This window comes from Streptomyces sp. H27-H5 (assembly GCF_026627505.1).
GTDB lineage: Bacteria > Actinomycetota > Actinomycetes > Streptomycetales > Streptomycetaceae > Streptomyces.
This window is the reverse complement of the sequence record NZ_JAPNLK010000136.1, coordinates 1-15,870: the sequence shown is the minus strand read 5'-3', so window position 1 is coordinate 15,870 and position 15,870 is coordinate 1. Positions and strand designations below refer to the sequence as shown.

Below are 15,870 nucleotides of genomic sequence, written 5' to 3'. Positions count from 1 at the left end.
TTCCTGCCCTCAGGCCTGCCCTTCGGCAGTCCCGAGGACTGCCTCGACTGCGCCTGCTACCTCTACCTCGGCGACCAGCCGACCTGACCAACACCCCTCCACGAACTTTCGCGGTGCAGCACTAGTGTGGTGAGGTCCAGCGCCTCCGCAAGCCACTTCGAATGGTCCTTGCTTCCGCCACCAGGAATGTCGGCGATAACGACACCTCGCTCGTCGCTCGCCTCCAAGTGCATCTCGATGCGTTCATAGAGGTAGCTCAGAACTTCCCTAGCCACGTTCTCCTTGGTCCAGGGCACCATCCCGCGATCCCAGACGACGACGGCCGTACGGACACCGCAGTCCGCAGCGATCTCAAGCATCCGACGTCGCGTGGCCTTGACTACGTCACCACCGGCCTGCGCCATGAAACTGCCCTTCGGTGAGTTCCATTTGAACTCCTCTCCGTCCGGCATACCGATTTCCGTACGGAGCTTGCTGACCTCGGCCGTGTACTTCGCGACCTGGTCTTCCGGAAACATCACGGCGCCGATGGAGATCAACTCACCGAGGCCCTCCCGTCGAGGTTGTCGCTGTCCGCTGTCGTCTATGAAGACCAACTGCATGACGTCCTCTCCGGCCCGTGGGCCTGCTGTTTCACTACTCCGCGGATGGGTGCGTTCATCCTTCCAGAGCGCCCCTCCGCTGGTCTCAAGAGGCTCGATAGCACGCTCGTCTGCTGTTCTCCGGGGTCAGATGCCGACTGCTCCCGGCCGGCAGGCCCCATTCGGACCTGCTGGCGGTAGCTTCGTCGCTCAGACCCGCTCGCGGACCTGGATGATCTCCTCACGCGCGGTGTCGGCCGACTGCGCGGGCGTCTTCGGTGCGACGCTCCGCGCGATCCAGGTACGCGCGTGGGTGATCTTCGGGGACCAGTAGGCGCCGACTTCACGGCGCAACGCCTTCAGCAACGGCGGTCCGATGATCAGGGCGCCGACGGCGGTGAGTACCGCGATGAAGCCGTTCTCCGGCAGCAGTTCCATCAGGGTGTGGATCCGCATGATTCCTCCATAGAGCTGGCCTCGGCCAGACCCCACGGGGGCTATGCGGCCAAGGCGAAGATGACGGGGGCGGGGAGGAGCACGCTCACTGATGGAGGGCGTGGAACGACGGGAGACTTGAGGCGGCTGACGCCACACGGGCTCGTCGCAAGCACCGGAGCCAATATGTCCACTTCAATGTGGATCAGACCGAGTTCACGGTGCAAGAGAAGTTCGGCCGCCCGCGCGCGATTGCGGCATTCCCTTGCTCGCCGTACCAGTTCGTCAGCATCACGCCAGGGCACGTGGCGGCTCGCGCCCGAGTGACGCCAGGGCGGACGGCGGCCCGCGCTAGCAGCTGACCTGAAGAGGTCGACGGCATCGAATGCGCACTGCGTCCAGAGGCGCTCTGCAGTGCTATGCGCAATGGAGAGGTTATGGCTGACACCGAGGGTCAGCCGTTTTAGGCTCCGCTCAGCGCGACCAGCTTCGCGGACGTAGCTCTTGGCCTCAATGAGCAACACGCCAGCGCGCGTTCGGTCACCCGGGACCACGGCGATCGCGTCGAAACCATTGACATGGGACCGGAGCCTGGACACGGCGTAGCTCCCCGCGTGGACCAGTGCCCTGGACATCAGCTCGGTCAGCGCAGACCCGAACAGCTGCTTTAGCTCCTTGCCCACCGTCATGTGCCGATCGTATCTGCATCGTGGACGGTGGGGGCTGCATCCTGCCGATCGAGCGTCAGGCTGGGAGCAGTAGGTTGGTTTGTGCGGAGGTCCTGTTACGCCTGGCCCTCCCCCTCACCGCGGAGGCCCCCGCGCGGACGCCCAACCCGATCACCGGGTGGGCCGGTTCCCCGACATCGTCGAGGGACGGGGCCTCCCTGACGTGCGGCTGCCGTCCCGGAATCGGACCGCAGACCTTGCAGATCCAGAAGTATTCACGGCGCGGAGTCACGCGCATCCTGTGGCTTAAGGCCGTCAAAGACGCTGGCCACGTTCCTACGCGGGCGGAGCTGACCGCCGGCACCGACCTCACCGATGCGATCGCGGCGATCGACGGCTGGTCGCTGTCGAATCAGCCCATTGAGACCCCTGACCTCGGGAGCACCTTCGAGTCGAAGATCCCCGGCACGGACCAGGCGGACGACTCGTCCCTCGGGTTCTACGAGGACAAGATCGCCGACGAGATCGAGCAGCTCCTCACGAAGGACGCGACGGGCTGGGTGGTGATCCTCCGGAAGGGCGATGTCCCCGGTAGTCGGTCCATGGATGTCTTCCCGGTGCGGATCGGCTCCCGGTCCCCGCAGTACTCCGTCGACAACGAAGCCGCAAAGTTTCTGGTCAGCTTCTCGATCACGGAAGAGCCGCTCCAGGACGCCCCGGTCCCGCCCGCCGCACCGAAGACCCCGTAACCCCTCCCCCAGTCCCCGGCCGGGCCTGCTCGTCCTGGCGCCCCACCCCTTTGGCGTGCGCCCGACACGGGCCCGGCCGGACCCCCACTTTGGAGTCACCATGCCCGGCACCACCACGTCCTCGACCCCGCCCGCGCAGGCTGTAGCCCGCGATTCCCACTGGGCAAGGAAGCTTGCCCGTCTCCGTGCCCGACAGCGCCCGGAGCAGGTCCTCCGGCTGTGCGACGACCTGGCCGCGCAGAAGCGCCTTGACCAGGCGAAGCTGAACGTCGCCCGCCTGCGAATGGCCGAGGCGGAAACCGGCAGTGAGCCCGCCGACCTGGAGGCGGCGCACGCCGAACTTGCGGCGGCACAGGTGGGGTTCGATGAGGCTTCCGTGCAGCTCACGTTCAGGGCGCTGCCGCGGCCGGTCCTTGATGGGCTGATCCGGCAGAACCCTCCGACGGAGGAGCAGGCGGAGAGCGGTGATGCCTGGAGTCCCGAGTCCTTCCCTCCGGCGCTGGTGGCCGCCGCGCACATCGAGCGCGATGAGGCTGGCACGGTCGTGGACGGCATGACCGTGGAGGATGCCCAGGACCTTCTGGACACCTGGTCGATCGCAGAGTCGAATTCCCTTTTCACGGCAGCCTGGCAGGCGCAGCAGATCAACCGGGCGACGGTCACCGAGCTGGGAAAAGACTGATCGCTGACGGGCAGCTCCGCGCCGAGATGGAGGTGTGCGACCGGTACCGGATCCCGCACAGTCTCTTCCTCGGCGCCGGGGATGGCCGTTGGTCGGAAGCCGACCGCACGAAGGCCATCGCTTACGAGGCGTACCGGCGCAGCGAGTGCGAGGAGTGCGGTACTCGGGGCGCGGAGTGGGACGAGGATGCCGGCGGTGACCGGTACGCGTACGTGACGACGACCGTGCGGTGTGTCGGGTGCGAGCTGATCGCGACGGAACAGCAGCAGATCCCAGAGGGGCCGGACGGGTTCGGTGTTCGGATCGGGCTCATCCCCCGGGCTGCTGTCGAAGCGCGCGCTGGGGACCGTCCGGCCGACGGCACTACCGTGGACTGAGTTGGACGTGCGGGCCGCGAACGGCCCGCACGCACCGCTTGGGGGCGGTGGGGCGCATGAGGTAGGTGCGCGGGGAGTAAGGGCACCGGTCAGGTGTCGAGCTACACGCTCAACGTGCAGATGCGCGCCGACGCGGCACAGCTGCTGTCCAGCGTTCGGGGGGCATCGGGTGCTCTGCGCTCCCTCGGCCGTGACGTGGACGCGGTCCACCAGCACTTCGGCCGTGTCGGGTCGAGCGGGGACGCGTCGATGCGCCAGCTGCGGCGTGGCCTCCTCAGCGTCCGCCAGGAAGCGCACCACCTGCGGAGTGCCCTCGTCGGCGGCGGCATCGTCGCCGGGCTGGCGGAGATCGCCCGCGAGGGCAACGAGTACCAAAGGTCGATCCAGAAATGGGGGGCGGTCACCCAGGCGTCCGGCCAGGAGATGGTCATGGCCGCCGCCAAGGCCCGCGAGCTCGGCGCCGACCTCAAGATCCCCGGCACGTCGGCCGCAAAGGCCGCTGACGCCATGCTGGAACTCGCGAAGGCGGGCCAGACCAGTACCTCGTCCATTGCGAACGCCCGCGCCGCCATGCAGCTCGCCGCGGCCGACAACCTGTCGGCCGCCGACGCCGCCCGGTATCTGGGTGATGTCATGGACCAGTTCGGGCTCAGCTCGAACCATGCCGGACGCGCCGCCGACGTTCTCGCGGCCGGCGCGAACGCCGCGTCGGGTGGCCTCCAGGACATCTACTACGCGATGTCCTACACGGGCCCGGTCGCCGCCCAGTTGGGAATCTCGCTGGAGGACACGGCGGCATCCGTGGCGATGCTGGCCCGGTCCGGCATCCTCGGCTCCAAGGCCGGCACCTCCCTGCGCGGCATCTTCACGAATTTGGCGGCGCCCACCAAGCGGATGAAGGACGGCCTGGCGGAGCTGGGCATCGAAGCCTGGGACGCGCAGGGCAACTTCAAGGGCCTGCGTACCGTCGTCGAGGGGTTCGAGAAGGCGCAGCACCGGCTGAGTCAGAAGGACTTCGCGGCCGCGCTGTCGAAGGTCGTCGGGAAGCCCGCTCTGGCGGGGGCGATGGCTTTGGCGCACCAGGGCGTCGAGTCGTTCGACCAGATGCGGACGGCGATCGGCCGTACCGGGGCGGCAGGAGAGATCGCCGCCTCGCAGACCAAGGGGTTGGCCGGTGCGCTGAACCAGCTGAAGAGCCAGGCCAAGAACTCCGGTCAGGTCCTCTACACGGCGGCCGCGCCCGCGCTCGAGAAGGTTGCCCGCCTCACTACGAAGGCCCTCAGCGCCGGTACCCCGGCCGTGGCGGGTGCGCTCGACTACCTGCACGACCTGTACACGCTGGCGAAGCCGTCGATGTCGAAGGCGGCAGCGAGCGGGCTGGCCGAGTTCCGTGACGTCCTCGGCAGCCTTGGCGCTCCGGTGAAGGGGTTGGCGTTCGATGCGCTGGCTTCCGCGATCAACGTGGTCGTCAACGCGGGCCGGGCCGGGATCGACATCCTGCGAAACCTGGGCGCCGGCCTGGAACCGGTGGCGGACGCCCTCGCGGAGGTGACCAGCGAAAGCGGGGCCGGGGCGACCGCCCTCGACATGATCGTCACCGCCCTGAATCTGACGAGCAGCGCGGCGTCGCTGGTGTCCGGTGCCCTGAGGCCGATCGGTGAGGCTGTGGCCTGGCTGGTCCGCGGCTTCTCCGCCCTCCCGGGCCCGGTGCAGACCGCGATCGTGGCGATGATGCTGGCCAGCCGGGTCGCTCCGACGATGTCCCGGCTCGCCGGCACGGTGTCGGGGCCGGTGGTCGGCGCGTACCGGTCGTGGGGCGAGCAGATGCGGGTGCAGTCGTCTCTGGCCGCCGCACAAGGCCAGTCCGTGGGCCGGATCGGGTCGGCTCTCGCCGTGCTCCAGACCCGTATCCCGATCGTCGGGCAGATGACCGCCGCGTTCCGTTCCGCAGAGGGCCCTGCATCCGGTCTGGCCCGGTCGATTGGCGTCGGCCTGGGTGGCGCGGCCCGAGGTCTGATGGGCGCGCTCGGCGGGCCGTGGGGTGTCGCCATCGCCGCTGCCGGCATCGGGCTGTCCATGCTGGCCTCGCACCAGCAGAAGGCGGCGCAGGCTGCCGCCGACCATCAGCAGCGCATCAGCAGCCTCTCCCAGGCCCTGCGGGAGTCGAACGGCGCGATCACCGACAACGTCCGCGTGGCGGCAGCGCAGGCCGTCATGGAGACGAAGGTCTTCGACGGTAAGGCCCGCCTTGTCGATGTGATGGAGAAGGCCGGGGTGGGCGCCCGGCAGCTGACCGACGCCTACCTCGGGCAGGATGGCGGCCTCAACGCCCTCCAGAAGAATCTGAAGTCGACCGCCGACGCCAACCGCGAGCTGATCGTGACGTCCGGCGGCGGTGCGCTGGTCTACACGGAGCAGGGCCTCGCGTTCGCGAAGGCCGCCGATGCCCTGGGGTCCGTCAAGGGCGAGATGTCGCAGGCCGCGAAGGACGCCAAGAACTTCGCCGACATGACCAGCTCGGGAGCCAAGTCCGCCGCCGACAGTGTCGGGCCGTTCGGCAAGTTCTCCGACGCGATGCGCCGCCTGTCGGACACGACGGCAGACGCCGACACCCGGGCCCGGGCCCTGCACGACGCGTTGAACATCCTCGCCGGCGGGTCGGTGAATCTGTCGGCGGCCGAGGCCCGCCTGAACCGTTCGGTGTCGGACGCCTCCGAGGCGCTGAAGGGCGGCGTAGACCACGCCGAGGGGTACGGCAAGGTCCTGCTGAACATGGACGGCTCGCTGTCCACGGTCACCCGTAACGGGCAGCGGCTCTTCGATGTTCTGCAAGGGCTGTCCACGAACTCGGCGGACGCCGCGCTCGCCGCCTACCAGTTCGCGGAAGCCAATGGAAAGTCCGTGCCTGAGGCACTCCAGGCCGCACAGAAGCAGATGCAGATCGCGCGGGACGCCGCGATCTCCACCGGTGAGGGCTTCGGTCTGTCCGCGGAGCAGGCGGGCAAGCTCGCGGACGCGGCGAGCTTGCTGCCCGAACAGGTGTCGATCCTCCTCCAGACCGCCGGCATGGACGCGTCGATGTCCGAGCTGATTGCCGTGCAGCAGGCTTTGAAGGCGACGCCGGACCACAAGACGGTGACGATCGCAACGCTGTCGAACGAGGCCCGCGAGGACCTGAAGAAGCTCGGGTTCTCCATCACGGACCTGAAGGACCGGCGGGTGCAGGTGACCGCGCCCACCGACATGGCACGCACCGACCTGGACGCGCTGATCGCGAAGATCAGCCAGACGCCCGGCGCGAAGCACGTTGCGGTGTCGTCGTCGACGGCCGCGACGATCGCGAGCCTGGAGACCGTCAAGACCGCGATCGCGAACGTGCCGGGCGGTAAGTCCGTCGTCGTGAGCGCGCCGACCGATGCCGCCCGCCAAGAGCTGTTGAACCTAGGGTTCTCCATCGATGCGGTACCGGGCAGCAAGAACGTTTCGGTGACCGTGCCCACGGGGGCGGCGACCAGCGGGGCCGCCACCATCCAGGGCGCCATCAACTCGATTTACGGCCGCACGGTGACCGTCACGACCGTCCACAACGACATCTTCCGGACGTCACAGGAGCGGGGCCCGGGCCCGTGGGCGGACGGCTACAGGTTCAACGCGGACGGCGGGATCCTCACCTATGCCTCCGGTGGGATCCGGGAGAACCACGTCGCACAGATCGCTCGCGGCGGGGAGTGGCGTGTCTGGGCCGAAGATGAGACCGAGGGTGAGGCGTACATCCCGTTCGCGTCCGGCAAGCGGGCTCGGTCGAAGGCGATCCTCGACCAGGTGGCGCACCGGTTCGGCGGCGAGGTCACCTACAACGCGTCCGGGGGCCTGTCCGACTGGTCGTACCAGCCTCTCGGCTCTGCCGGGTTCTCGGTCAGTGATGTCGTGTCGAAGTCGCAGAAGAAGAAGGGCGACAAGGAGGTCTTCGACCTCTCCTTGTTCGAGAGCAATCTCCGCAAGTCGGTGTCCACAGCCCAGTCCTGGCGGTCCAACCTGACCACGGTCGCCCAGCGGGCGGGTACGGACGTGGCGAAGGCGTTGGAAGACATGGGCGACGACGGCGTGGAGCTGACCCGGAAGATGGCCACCGGCTCCACCCGCTACGTGCAGGACATGGCGGACCAGCTGAAGAAGCTGTCCGCGACGGCCCGCGCGAGTCTGGCCGACTACACGGCGCAGCTCCAGAACGCGGTGAAGGACAACACCGCCTTCCAGAGCGCCCTGACGCAGCTCGCTTCGAGCGGCTTCGGCGCGCTCGCGGAACGACTGGCGAAGCAGAACGACGCGAGCGCCGAGGCCCTCGCCCAGGAGGCGGTACGCGACCGAGGCAAGGCCGAGAAGGCCAACGCCGCAGCAGTGGCGGCAGGGAAATCCCTCGACGGGGAGCAGCTGGCCGACCTGGTGAAGCTCATCGGCGCGCTCGGCGCCGGCCGTGGCATTCACGATGTCGCAGACCGGACGGGGCTGGGCGAGGACCGGCTGATCGAGGTCGCGAACCTGGCCGCCGGACAGCTCCGTGCGACCGGGGCGAGCGGTGAGCGGTTCCTTGCGGACCTGGTGAAGGCGAACCGGGGCCTGGCCTACGCGAACGGCGGGATCTGGGAACCAGGCGTGTACGGCGGCGCCGGTGCTGCGAAGGGCCTGATCAAGTTCGCAGAACCCGAGACCCGAGGCGAGTCGTACATCCCGCACGCGGCAGCGAAGCGGGGCCGGGCTACGGCCGTCCTGTCGGACACGGCTGGCCGGTTCGGGTACGGACTGGTGCCCCGCAAGCTGGTGGATGCCGGGGCGGGGCGGGCGCAGGTCGTCGTGGTGCAGCAGTCGCCCGCGATCGGCACGCAGACCATCCACGTTGCGAACAGTCCCGCATCCGCGAACGACATCGCGGCGTCGATGGCCTACCAGCTGCGCCGTGCCCGCCGCGGGGGCCTGCGATGAGCGTGCTGAAGGACTTCCAGCTGGAAGTGGGCGGTGTCGTCATCGGGCATGGGACGCGGGTTCCGATCGCGGAGATCGAGGGCCTGGGCCGGGCGCCGGTGCGCGGGGACGTCGTGCCCCGGCCGGGCGGGGACGGCGCGTGGGTGGGCACCGACTGGTACGAGGCTCGAACGGTCCGCATCGACTGCGGTATCCGTACGCCCGGGGACCCGGCGGCCGGCGTGCAGATCCTCGCTGACCTTCAAGACCTCGCGGACGATCCTGAGGCCCGTACGGTCCCGGGCGCGGTGATGCCGTTGCGCATCAAGTGGCCCGGGCGCGACGCCCGTGTTCTGTTCGGCAGGCTGCGGCGGGTGGATCCGTCGTGGGAGCACGCTGCCGTCGGCTGGATACCCCTCGACATCGAGTTCGTGGCGGTCGATCCCCGCTTCTATTCGGACACGACGTCCGCGCTGACGCTGTCGCTGTCCACGAAGGGCCTCGGCGGGTTGAAGGCGCCGCTGGTGGCGCCTCTGCACACGGGTGTGTCCGTTCCCGACGAGCGGCGTGGCTGGGTCCGTAACGACGGGAAGCTTCCCGCGTGGCCGTCGCTGCGGATCACCGGGCCCTGCATCGACCCCCGGGTCTACATGCCGAAGACGAGCCAGCTCCTTCAGTTCTCGGTGTCGCTGGCCACCGGCGAGTACATCGACGTCGAGACCCGGCCGGGCACCCGGTGGGCTCTGCGCAACGGCGCCGAGAACGTGGCCGTGGGCTTGTCGACGGACTCGCGGCTGGACCGCTTCCAGATCCCGGTGGGTTCCACCGAGCTGTGGTGGACGGCGCGCGGCTACTCCTCGGCTTCCCGCCTGTCGGTGACCTGGCGGGCCGCCCACAAATCCCTGTAACTCCTCTGCAAGGACTCCCTACGCATGACGCTGATCAACCCTCCTCTTCTCGTGCACGGCGGCACCCACGCGGCCCGCGCCTTCCGCATGATGGTCCGGGACCTCTCCCACGGCGCCCAGGGCATCACGGAGTCGGACGACCTCAAGGTCACCCAGCTCGCGACGCCGGGCATCGGCGTCCGCGTCGGCGACGGCTCCGCGGTCATCCGCGGCGCGATGGCATGGGGGCAGGGAAGCTACACCCAGTACAACGTGGGCTTCCACAGCGTGCCGATAGCCCCGACCGGTGTGTCCGGCCGATCTGACCTGCTCGTGCTGCGCGTCGAGGACCCCGAGTACGAAGGCGTCCGCAACCCCGAGAAGGACGACATCGGCTACTTCCACGTGATCCCGAACGTGTCCGCGAACACTGTGAGCCCGCCCGCAGGCATGACGGCCGTCGCACTCGCCAGGATCGACCTGCCGGCGAACACCCGCGTCGTCACCGACTCGATGATCAAGGATGTGCGGAGCATCGCGAACCCGAGGCGGGGACGTCAGCTGTACACCGCGTCCCCGGCCGAGGATCAGAACTGGGCCGGTAACAAGGGGAGCTGGGCGGACTGGCCGCCAGCCGCCCGCTTCGACGTGCGCGTGCCGACGTGGGCGCGCCGTGCTCGGATCGTCATGACCGTCTCTGGTCTCCAGGTCCTGGGGAGCATCTGGGGTTCCACCGCGTTCCGGCTTGGCGGGGTTCAGGGCCAGTCGATCCAGATCGATGACGGCAGCACGTCCGGGGACAGGTCCGTGCGCATCAACGCGATCTCGGCGGACACCATCGACATCCCGGCCGACATGCGGGGCACCACCCAGCGCCTCCAGGGCATGGTGTTCCTGACGAAGGACAACGCAGGCTCCCTGCAAGCCGACATCGTCACGACGGTCATCGCCGACGTCGAGTTCGAAGAGGGCATCTGAATGCCCACCTACCGCTACCGGGTTCACGACGCACTGACGGGCCAGGTCGTCGTCCATGACCTTCCGCTGACCGGCGTCGAGTTCGGCCCCGGCCTGTCGGAGCCCGGCGACTTGTCCGGCGAGGTGCCGGTGCCGTTCCGGAATCTGGTGGGCTCCGCCGTCAGCCCCGCGAACACCGTCTTGGTGGTCGAGCGGGACGACACCGTGGTGTGGGGTGGTCTGGTCTGGAGGGCGGAGCCTGAGGGCGACACGTTCCCGATCGAGGCGGGTGGCTGGGGCTCCTACCTCCACCGGCGTCATGACGTGCATGGGGAACTCGACGGGCGCGGACCATACGTCCACGCGGACGCCTGCCAGGTGATCCGTGATGTGTGGGCGTACGCGCAGAGCCAGCCCGACGGCAACCTCAACGTGGCCGTCGACCCGATGGCCAGCCGCACCAGGGTAGGAACGCCCGCCGAGCCGTACAAGGTCGAGTGGTGGGAGGCCCCCGTCCTGGGCGACATCGTGGACGACATGACGAAAGTCGAGGGCGGCCCGGAGTGGACGGAAAACACCCTCTACTCGGACGGCCGCCCGGCGGGCCAGATCCGGCTGGGGTGGCCGCGGCTGGGGACGCGGCGCACCGACATCATGTTCGCCTCGGGAATGAACATCGCCCAGGCGGTACCGGTGATGTACGACGGCGACGAGTACGCGCAGGTGATCATCGCGCTGGGCGCCGGCGAGGGCCGGGGACGTCGGCGTGCCATCGATGCCGTACGCAACGGGCGCCTGCGCATGGAGCGCGTTCTTGAGGTGCCGGGTGAGAAGGGCAATGACCGGCTTGCGGCCCGGGCGCGCCGTGAGCGCGCGGCTCGGCAGGTTCTTGGCGAGGTGACCGAGATCCAGGTCATCGACCATCCGTCGGCGCCGATCGGGTCGTGGCAGATCGGAGACGACGTGCGGGTCCGTATCCACGACCAGTGGGCGGACTGGGACGGCTGGTGCCGGATCACCGGCTGGCGGATCCGGCCCCCTCAGGGGGACGACGGGGAACGGGTGACGCTGTCGCTGGCCCGTGCTGACCGCTTCGTCTTCGGGGGTTGATGTGGCGAACCATCTGTCGCAGATCGCGGCTCGACTCGCGGACGTTGAGCGTCGGCTGACGGGGCAGACCCGCACCGCGAGCCTGGCGTACTCCTCGGTGGAGGCGGGGGCGATTGAGGTGTACGACGAGGATGGCGTCCTCACCGGCACCGTCGGCGTCCAGGTCGACGGCACGACCGGAGTCGCCACGTTCAACGGGCCTCCCCCGCCGACTCCAACCGCCCCGCAGGTGGTGCCGGTGCTGGGCGGGCTGCGCATCGGCTGGGACGGTGCGTTCACCGATGCGTCCGCCGCGCCGCTGAACCTGGGCCGGGTCCAGGTGCACCTGCTGCTCGCCGCAGACGAACAGATCGACGTCCGGAGCCCGGCGGCGACGATCGAAGCCGCATCGGGGGCGACCGTGACGATCGCGGTCAGCGACTACGTGCCCCGCCACGTTCGGTTGGTTGCCCTCAGCACCGCCGGCATACCCGGCCCGGTCTCCGCCGCGGTGGTCGCCGCGGCCCGCCAGGCCGTGGGGCAGGACCTCCTCGACGGGATAGTGTCGGAGATCAAGCTCGCCGAGAAGGCAGTCACCGACACGAAGATCGCCGTTGGCGCGGTGGGGACGGCCGCGCTGGCGGACGGGGCTGTCCTCGCGGACAAGTTGGCGAAGGCGGCTGTGACCAGTGACAAGATCGGCGCTGGTGCGGTAACGCTCAATGCGCTCGGCGGGGCGCTCGCGGACGGGATCACCCAGCATTATGTGGATGCTCTCGGGGATCCCGCCGCGTGGACGCCGGTCACGATCGGGGCCGGCGCGAAGTGGGAACACCTGACGGGTGTCGCGGATGCCCCGACCGGGCGGACCGTGGGGCAGGCCACCGGGTACACCGTCGTTCGCGGTACGACCCCGATCCCGTACGATCCCGACACCCTCTATCGGGTCTCGGCCCGCATCCGGACGGTCAGCCCGTCCGACTCCGGGACGGACAACATGTACGTGGGCGTGATGGGGTTCGGCGCGGACGGCAAGACGATCGTCAACCGGGTGGACGCGAACTCGATCAGCTCGCACTACTACTGCGCGGCGTCCCGCACTCCGCTCCCGGCCGGGTCGGGATGGCAGGTGTTCACCGGCTATCTGCGGGGCCGGGCAGCATCGGGCGCGTCAGGCACAGCGGGGGTTTGCGCGGATCCCCGGGCGCCGGGCAAGCTCCATGATCAGGTTCGTTTCGTGGTGCCGTACCTCTACCTCAACTACGAGTCGAATCCGACGGGTGCGGTCAGCGGCACCGGGGTCATGCAGGTGGATGCGGTCACGGTCGAAATCCTCAAGACGGGCATCGTGGACAGCAGCAACCTGGTCGCCGGGTCGGTGACCACGGGCGCGCTGGCGACGGACTCGGTGACAGCCGGGAAGGTCGCGGCGGACACCATCACCGGCCGGGAGCTCCAGGCGGCCTCGGTGTCCGCCGGTCACGTGGTTGCGGGCGCGATCACGACGGACAAGATGACCGTGGTCGGTACGGCCAACGTCCTTGCCGATCCGTCGTTCGAGGGTGCTCCGACCGCGTCGTTGACGGCGTCGGTGCCGTACGCGACGCAGGACAAGACGCGCGGCAACGGGTCCCCTTCGTCGTTGCGGATCGATGCCGTGTCCGCGACCCCGGTCTATCGGGCGGTGGACCTCACCCTTCTGCCCGCGACGCCCGGCGATCAGCTGTATCTGGCCTGCGACTACTTCGCCTCGGAGGACTGGGCGGGCGCCGAGGTCAGCTTCCACATCCGGTGGGAAGCGGCGGATGGCAAGATCCTCGGCTACGGCAAGGCGCGCACGACCAGCCCGGTTCGCGGGCAGTGGGCTCGGGTGTCCGGTACGTATGCCGCTCCGGATGGCGCGGTCCGTGCCCGAGTCCGGGTCGAGTCCGGCAACAGCACGGCTGGCACCTTGTGGTGGGACAACGCCTGTGTCAGGCCGATCGTGGCCGGCGTGCAGATCGCTGACGGGGCGATCACCGCGCCGAAGGTCTACGCGGGCGCGATCACCACCGACAAGCTCGCGGCGTTGACGGTGACTGCCGACAAGATCGCCGCCTCGGCGATCACGGCGGACAAGGTCGCCGCGTTGTCGATCACTGCGGAGAAGCTGGCGGCGAACTCGGTAACGGCGTCGGCCATCGCGGCGGGCGCCATCGAAGCCATCCACATCAAGGCGGGCTCGATCTCGGCGGACAAGATCGCGCTGGGCCTCGACGGCAACATGGTGGCGGACAGCAGCTTCGAGGGCGAAGTGGCGTTGAAGCGGGTCGCCGCGACGGGCGGCTGGAGCATCGTCAGCCCGGGCCGGGACACGGCGAAGGCTCTGCGTGCGGACTGCACTGCCGCGACGGCCACGGACCGCGTTCACACCCTTGGGGTGTTCGCGGCGACCCCGGGGACTCGGGTCTGGATGGCGGCGGACTACCAGGTCAGCGCCGACTGGGTGGGCAAGCGGGCCCAGGTCTACATCCGGTGGGAGGACGCGCAGGGCGGCACGCTCGGCTACAGCCGGGTAATCAGCGCCGCCGGTGCTGCGGGCAAGGGCTGGCTGTTCATGTCGGGGACCGCCCCGGAGCCGGCGCCCGCGCAGACAGCGGTGGGCCGCATGCGCCTCGCGGTGGATGCGGGAACCGCAGGGACCGTGACGTTCGACAACGTGGTGATCCGGACGGTAGTGAGTTCCGGGACACCGGGTGGCCGGGCTGAGATCTCACCGGAGGGCGTGCGCCTGTTCGACGCGGACGGTGAGGAGTCGATCTCTCTCGTCACCGGGAAGCCCCAGTACTTGACAATCACCAATGACAGCGTGCCCGTCGCGACGATCAACGAGAACGGACACGCATCGTTCAACGACCTCTCGGTCGCGGGACAGCTGACGATCAAGGGTGAGCGGCTGGAGACGCAGCTCGTCGACCTGGCCCGCGGGGTCGTGGCCATCCATTCCACCGCCCAGGGCGTGGAAGCCGCGATGGGCGCGGAGACCGGCTACATCGAGCTGCCCGTCAGGATCGAGGCCGACCGGCAGTACCGCATCGTTGTGGACGCCTACCTGGATCCGTCCGCCGGTGGCGGCGAGCTCATCCTCTTTCTCCGCGATGGCGGCACGGGAGCCCCGTCCGTGACGTCCCGCCAGGTTCAGAGCTTCATCGCGCCTGCGGGCGGAGGCTGGCAGCGGGTTCGGTTGGAGCACACGTGCTCGGGTTCCTCCCTCGGCGCAGGCACCCACCGGTTGTTGAGCACCTTCCAGTGGAGGTGGGGCGCGGCTGGCGGAACGGTGTCGATGTTCGGCGGCGCAGAGTTCCCCGCCTGCATGTACGTCGAGGACGTCGGCAAGGCGATCGCGTCGACGGGAGAACTGAACCGCGGCACGGGCGGCGGCGGTGGCACGGACCCGTCGAAGCCTGCGACGCAGCGGTACGAGAAGACGTACGGGGCGTCTTGGTCGGGCACGTACACCAGCCGGAGCGGGTACAGCAGCTACCACGCCAACCAGATGCTTCAGGGCTACTACTCCTCGACCAACGGGACGACCGCCTCCCTGGTGGGCTTCCCGCCGGCCCTCACCTCCGACCTCGCCGGTGCCAAGATCGAGAAGGTCATGCTGTACCTGTACTTCGAGCACTGGTACAACGCGGCTGGGGGTTCGGCGGTGATCAAGCCCCACGGCCACACGTCGAGGCCGGGAAGCTTCAGCAGCGATGGCCAGTCGATGACGGTGAGCTGGCGCCGGAACGAGGGCAAGTGGGTCGACGTCACGTCGCTGTTCGACGCGTCGAAGAAGGGCATCGCTCTCGACCCCAACTCGACGAACAGCACGTACTACGGGCGCGCCCATGGGGTGGGCCAGCAGTACCCGCCGCAGCTGAAGGTGATCTACGTGAAGTAGAACGTGATCGAGGTGACTCGTTTGATCGGTCACGCAAGTATTGCCCTGATCAATATCGAGGCGCGCGTGCCATAGCGCCGATCCATAAGATTCGTCGGGCTTCCGCCTGTCCATCCCTCGGCCACCCGCGAAGTCCTGCCGACACAGCAGGCATGTGAGGGGTTGCCCGGCATAGGAATCTGGCATCGAAGCCCGCTCTCCCCGCCCCGGGGCCGGCGACGTGACGGCAAGTCCCGGGGGCGAGGGGCGGTGAGCCGCAGCCATCCTTCCCGGGATGACCTAGGCACGGCCAGGACACACCAGATGTCCTCTGCTGGGCACCCGCCATGCCGGGAGACCACCTCCCACCACTCCTATGCCGGTGGACACGCCGACGATCGGGGCCGTTGGTAGGCCGTCTGATGCTCCTGGGAGGCGGCCGGCGGAGGGCGGACTTAGTGGTCTGCGTCGTAAATCCTTCGGGGGTTGACGTCGGGCTTGGCGTGCGCTTGCCCGTGTCAGGTGTCGAGACCGGTGAGGTGGAGGTGGCAGGCGGTGTCGAGTGCGTCCTCGGGGGTG

The 15,870-nt window shown here is 68.8% G+C and carries 10 protein-coding genes; 7 read left to right on the top strand and 3 right to left on the bottom strand.

Annotation, left to right across the window (positions count from 1 at the left end):
- Positions 1-62: 62 nt before the first annotated feature.
- From OTB19_RS38125 to OTB19_RS38115, 3 genes are all read right to left on the bottom strand, one after another.
- Positions 63-602: a DUF3800 domain-containing protein gene (locus OTB19_RS38125; protein ID WP_267803383.1), complete on the bottom strand. Its 540-nt coding sequence runs from the start codon at positions 600-602 to the stop codon at positions 63-65.
- A 189-nt stretch (positions 603-791) separates the two neighbouring features.
- Positions 792-1,037, bottom strand: a complete 246-nt coding sequence (locus tag OTB19_RS38120) for a hypothetical protein (RefSeq protein WP_267803382.1) — start codon at positions 1,035-1,037, stop codon at positions 792-794.
- A gap of 41 nt (positions 1,038-1,078) precedes the next feature.
- Complete coding sequence (locus tag OTB19_RS38115) at positions 1,079-1,705, bottom strand: hypothetical protein (RefSeq protein WP_267803381.1); 627 nt, start codon at positions 1,703-1,705, stop codon at positions 1,079-1,081.
- Positions 1,706-1,941: 236 nt separating this feature from the next.
- Here OTB19_RS38115 and OTB19_RS38110 point away from each other — a divergent pair, with 236 nt between their 5' ends.
- The 7 genes from OTB19_RS38110 to OTB19_RS38080 all read left to right on the top strand — a co-directional run bounded on the left by OTB19_RS38110 (position 1,942) and on the right by OTB19_RS38080 (position 15,312).
- On the top strand, positions 1,942-2,433 hold the full coding sequence (locus OTB19_RS38110; RefSeq protein WP_267803380.1) for a hypothetical protein: 492 nt from the start codon (positions 1,942-1,944) through the stop codon (positions 2,431-2,433).
- A gap of 100 nt (positions 2,434-2,533) precedes the next feature.
- On the top strand, positions 2,534-3,115 hold the full coding sequence (locus OTB19_RS38105; protein WP_267803379.1) for a hypothetical protein: 582 nt from the start codon (positions 2,534-2,536) through the stop codon (positions 3,113-3,115).
- 470 nt (positions 3,116-3,585) lie between these two features.
- Positions 3,586-8,472 (top strand): phage tail tape measure protein, encoded by a 4,887-nt coding sequence (locus tag OTB19_RS38100; RefSeq protein WP_267803378.1) that lies wholly within the window; start codon positions 3,586-3,588, stop codon positions 8,470-8,472.
- Entirely contained in the window at positions 8,469-9,359 is an 891-nt protein-coding gene (locus OTB19_RS38095) for a hypothetical protein (protein WP_267803377.1), read from the top strand. Before OTB19_RS38100 ends, OTB19_RS38095 begins: the two co-directional genes overlap by 4 nt.
- 24 nt (positions 9,360-9,383) lie before the next feature.
- A complete protein-coding gene (locus OTB19_RS38090; RefSeq protein WP_267803376.1) occupies positions 9,384-10,316 on the top strand; it encodes a hypothetical protein in 933 nt (310 codons plus the stop codon).
- The gene (locus OTB19_RS38085; RefSeq protein WP_267803375.1) at positions 10,317-11,405 is read left to right on the top strand and encodes a hypothetical protein; all 1,089 of its coding nucleotides are present in this window, start codon (positions 10,317-10,319) and stop codon (positions 11,403-11,405) included. It abuts the gene before it with no gap.
- 1 nt (position 11,406) lies between these two features.
- Positions 11,407-15,312 carry a hypothetical protein gene (locus tag OTB19_RS38080; RefSeq protein ID WP_267803374.1) on the top strand — a complete coding sequence of 1,302 codons (3,906 nt, stop codon included), beginning with the start codon at positions 11,407-11,409 and terminating at the stop codon, positions 15,310-15,312.
- Positions 15,313-15,870 lie beyond the last annotated feature (558 nt).